The sequence below is a fragment of the Okeania sp. SIO2F4 genome, assembly GCF_010672385.1.
Taxonomy (GTDB): Bacteria; Cyanobacteriota; Cyanobacteriia; order Cyanobacteriales; family Microcoleaceae; genus Trichodesmium.
Genome location: NZ_JAAHGT010000847.1, coordinates 1 through 4,273, shown reverse-complemented (window position 1 = coordinate 4,273; position 4,273 = coordinate 1). Strand labels below are relative to the sequence as shown.

Annotated in this window: 4 protein-coding genes; all 4 read right to left on the bottom strand. The window is 37.4% G+C overall.

The window, feature by feature from the left end:
• Positions 1–232 precede the first annotated feature (232 nt).
• Entirely contained in the window at positions 233–946 is a 714-nt protein-coding gene (locus F6K22_RS33760; protein WP_293108450.1) for an aminotransferase class III-fold pyridoxal phosphate-dependent enzyme, read from the bottom strand.
• Positions 947–1,283: 337 nt separating this feature from the next.
• Positions 1,284–1,703, bottom strand: coding sequence for a sulfotransferase-like domain-containing protein (locus F6K22_RS33755; protein WP_293108447.1), 420 nt, complete (start codon positions 1,701–1,703; stop codon positions 1,284–1,286).
• A 24-nt stretch (positions 1,704–1,727) separates the two neighbouring features.
• The gene (locus F6K22_RS33750) at positions 1,728–1,856 is read right to left on the bottom strand and encodes a hypothetical protein (RefSeq protein ID WP_293108444.1); all 129 of its coding nucleotides are present in this window, start codon (positions 1,854–1,856) and stop codon (positions 1,728–1,730) included.
• Between the two features lie 305 nt (positions 1,857–2,161).
• On the bottom strand, positions 2,162–3,217 hold the full coding sequence (locus F6K22_RS33745; protein ID WP_293108441.1) for a pentapeptide repeat-containing protein: 1,056 nt from the start codon (positions 3,215–3,217) through the stop codon (positions 2,162–2,164).
• Between the last annotated feature and the right edge of the window lie 1,056 nt (positions 3,218–4,273).

Sequence of the window (4,273 nt, the reverse complement as noted above, 5' to 3'; positions counted from 1 at the left end):
AAGAGCTAACGCACTACACCTCATTCATTCTCAATAAGAGTTTGATTTTAGTTGAAGTATTCTTCAGTTCCCGAACGCAAATTCGTCTCTATATATAGCTTTCAACTAGCTTGTCACCCCGTGAGGGCTGCGGCACAAGCGATTGGATGTCCTCCGTGGGTAAAGCCATGATTTAACGTCACATCTTTAGTCATAAATGGATCGGCAATTTTGCCTGTCACTAAGACTCCTCCTAGGGGAGCATAGCCTGATGTAATGCTTTAGCAACTGTAATTAAGTCTGGAACAATACCCATACCCTGATAGGCAAATAAGTCACCAGTCCGCCCATATCCAGTTACAATCTCATCCAAAATTAGCAAAATATTGTGGGTAAGGCAAAAGTTCTTGAGTTCCCGAATGAGCGGAGGTGGGATGGGAATAATTCCTCCTGCTGCAATGACAGGTCCTATTACAATCGCGGCAACGTTGTCCACATTCTGAGCTAAGATAACCTGTTCGATCTTGTCTAAATACTCTGTCCAATTATCTTGATTAATCTCATAAGACATGGGAATCTCAAAGCTATCGGCAGGAATGGGACCAACATTTTTCCGAATAGAGGGAATGCCCATAATGCTCAAAGCACCCAGTGAGACTCCATTATAGGAGTTGCTCAAATGACCTACTTGAGTTTTCTGAGGATTACCTGTCAAGCAGTGATAAGCACGACTAATTTTGAGTGCTGTCTCAATCGCTTCTGCTCCCCCGGAAGTATAGAAAATCTTAGAAAAATCGCCATTGAGATAGTCCAAGAGCCGATCTGCGTAGTCAACAGCAGCTTGATGGGCGCGACTAAATAGAGGTAAACAGGCAATTTCTCTGGCTTGGTTCATCATTGCCTCAATGATATCCTCTCGCCCGTAGCCCAGGCTTAAACTCCACAAGCAAGCATTGACATCTAAAATAGCAATTGTCCTGCTTATAATATAGATAAATACCTTTTCCTTTCGTGAGAATCAGCGGGTCTTCTAAAAACTCGCCCATGTTGGTAAAGGGATGCCAAACTGAATAAGACACACTCACTCTCCTCAATCAATTTTTATTTGCTTCTTACATTGCAGAAATCTTGGTTGAATCTGGCAAAATTCTATGCTTGTACATCTGTTGATAGAAGGGTAAAGAATACTCATAAAGTTGCCTAATTTTATCATTGTTGCTCACATTTTTTTCATATTTATTTATGCCTTCTTGATGAATCTTCGTGCTAGATGCTACATCAGCGTGCCAGATTTTCCAAATATCTCACTGTTGATCATAAAACTGCTTCCATTCAAAAACTTTTGGCATAAATGCGAGGTTGAGTTGATTGCAATAGGAAGATAAAATTTTATTGGGATAACGCTGCAAATCATCAGCATCAATCAAGATTGGCACTTTGCCTGAAAACTCAGTTATTTTCTGAAATAGATCATATTGCTGTCTGTAACCAAGTTCATCTTCGGTAATATTTGAATCTAAGAAATAATAAGAAGGTACTGATTTAGCTGGATCGCGAATAATAAAAGTATGAGTCGAGTTGATTAAAAAATCTCGATCCTCTATCAGATACTCATAACAGTGGTATGCCATATCTTTCAAAAAGATAGGTTGTTTTTGGGAATTATGTATAATGTAATTTTTAATATCTTCAAATGTTGTCGGATGTTGAGGATTAACAATCATTCCTGTAGCAGGTGCTTTTTTCTGTCAAATGTAGTAGACATAAGCAAAAGGCTCGTGAAAAATTTTAAAGTCTCCCCTTTCCATCATAATTCGTTCAAATACAGTAGAAAGAGAGCGGGGATGTGCCCACAAAACAACAATTTTATTTTTCATGTTAATCCAATTAATAGCTCTTAACCTCAATTTGGCCCTTTAATATAATGTCCGCTGGTATCGTTTGGGTAAAAGCTAGGATGAATATCTACAGGAAATTGAAGTTTTTTCCAGCTTTTAAACCTTTTTTCCTTCTTCCTTCTTTCTTACCTTAGAATACCGATGGTACCGGACATGATATAAATTGTGCCATTATACCATAAAATTAAGACAACAGCTTTGCGGAGCGGAAAATCCGATGGCTCCCCTACCTGAGTCCTAATTAACTATTTAATTATACCTATGCTACCGGATTTGATATAACTCTATTCGTGAGTTGAACCATTAGGCATAATTGCTTCTTTTAGGCAAACATCCTGAAGACTAGAAAGATTTAAACTAGACCCAATTAAGTTAGCACGACACAGACAAGCTTCTTTTAAATCTGCGCCTTTGAGAGAGACTAATAATAAACCAGCGCCATAAAGATTAGCCTTTTGTAAGTTAGCACCCCGCAAGTCAGCTTCTAATAAACTTGCTCCTGAGAGATTAGCAGCTTTTAAATTAGCACCTCGTAAATTAGCCTTTCTCAAGTCAGCAGCTTGTAAGTCTGCCTGTTGGAGAACAACACCATTAAGATTAGCATTGCTGAGATTAGCTCCCTGTAGATTAGCTCCCATCAAATTTGCCCCACTCAGATTAGCATGACTGAGGTTTGCTCCTTGCAAGTCTGCTCCAGTTAAGTCCGCAGCACAAAGGTTAGCCTCTACCAGAGTTGCTTGTGTTAAATCTGCCTTGATTAGCTTTGCACCACTGAGATTCCCTCGTTGTAGATAAGCTCGAATTAAACTTGTCTGATTTAGTAGAGTGCCACTTAAGTCTACTTGACTCATAATTGCCCGATTCAAAGTTACCTGTGTTAAGTCAGCACCACAGAGAATAGCATGACTGAGAGTAGCTCCGGTTAGATTAGCTTTAGTTAATTTGGAAGAATTTAGTAAAGAAGTTCCAACCATGCTAGTGCCTATCAGAATAGCTCTTGTTAAATCAGCTTCTGAGAAAATTGCCCCACTCAGAATTACTCCACTTAAATCGGCTTCAATAAGTGTGGTTTTAGTAAAGCTAGCAGCGCTCAAATTAGCTTCAATTAACTTGGCTTGGGACAGATTAGCATGACTAAAATCTGCACCATTTAAATTAGCTCCAATTAGTTTGGTTTTAGCTAAGTAGGAATCTTTGAAACTAGCATTACTTAAATTACTACGATTGAGATTAGCTTCACCTAAATTAACTGCAATTAGGTTTACTCCCTGAAAATTTCTTTCTCCTTTAGAGTGTCTAACTAATAATTCATTCGCGCTTAAAAGCTCACTGGCATTCATAAAATCAATCTGTTAATTTCTCTGATTTGTGTTGATATATTTAATTTCCTCTGAACTGCCAAGAATTAAGTTCTAAGGATTCTATTTTGACTTGAACTTTGAAAATAAATTATGTTTTGTTAATGCCAAACAAAGTTTATCGGCGCAGACCTAATGTGGGATGTCCTAGTTTGCATAGGTGAATAATTATAAGTCTTGAGTTAGAAATATTCTCACCCAATGACTAATTACCAGTTGTTGTATTTACCAAATTAATAGGGTGATGCTGGTGGTATCCTTGCAGTCTAGAGACCCTTGTGTGGCTGCAGGTCTGTTCAGCTAGTGTCACCCCCCTGATAGTTAATAGGAGAACTAGATTGCAAGTTGTTATTTAGCTGCACAATCATAAGGCTACTAGGCTCGTCTGAAGCTGAACCTTGAGTATCTGATGCTTTTATACTGCATTTATTGCCTATATATACTTGATCCATCAGTGCCTAATTTTTGTTGCAATTGGCTGCCCTGTTGATAAAGATCATAGCTGACAATTGACGATTAGACAAATTTTTGTTAAAAGACTTAGTATAAATATTGAATTTAGAAGATTTTTTGACAAAAATCTTTTTTTATGATAAACGATTTATGTTAAAAATCTTGGATAGAAGACCCCCACCATAGTCCAAGGGATAGGCTAGCTATGAGTTTGAGAAAATAGTTGGTGAGACTGGTCGGACATTAAGTTACAAACTAAAAATTCTGATATGAAATTCCTAAATTTATAATTTGTAAATCAGACCTATTTTCCCTAGTTCCTGACGCGGAAAAAGCTTCTTTATGACTCCTGAGTGCTGTCAAATTATACTTTTATTCACCAACGCCAAAATTCTTTAATATTATTCATCTAACTAATAGACATCTCCAAAATAAAAATTAAGATAAAATTATAGTAGTATAAGTAGGTAGGCACGAAAAAATCAAACTATGTAAAGATAAGTAAATACGGAAAGTTGATCTATCAAGGTGATTTTTTTATGGGCGCTCGTTTCAGGATTTTTCTCACTCGTGAGCAAGACCAAA

Excerpts from the sequence above, each read along its gene's own strand:
- F6K22_RS33755 (WP_293108447.1), bottom strand. The coding sequence starts at position 1,703 with ATGATTGTTAATCCTCAACATCCGACAACATTTGAAGATATTAAAAAT.
- F6K22_RS33750 (WP_293108444.1), bottom strand. The coding sequence starts at position 1,856 with ATGAAAAATAAAATTGTTGTTTTGTGGGCACATCCCCGCTCTCTTTCT.
- F6K22_RS33745 (WP_293108441.1), bottom strand. The coding sequence starts at position 3,217 with ATGAATGCCAGTGAGCTTTTAAGCGCGAATGAATTATTAGTTAGACAC.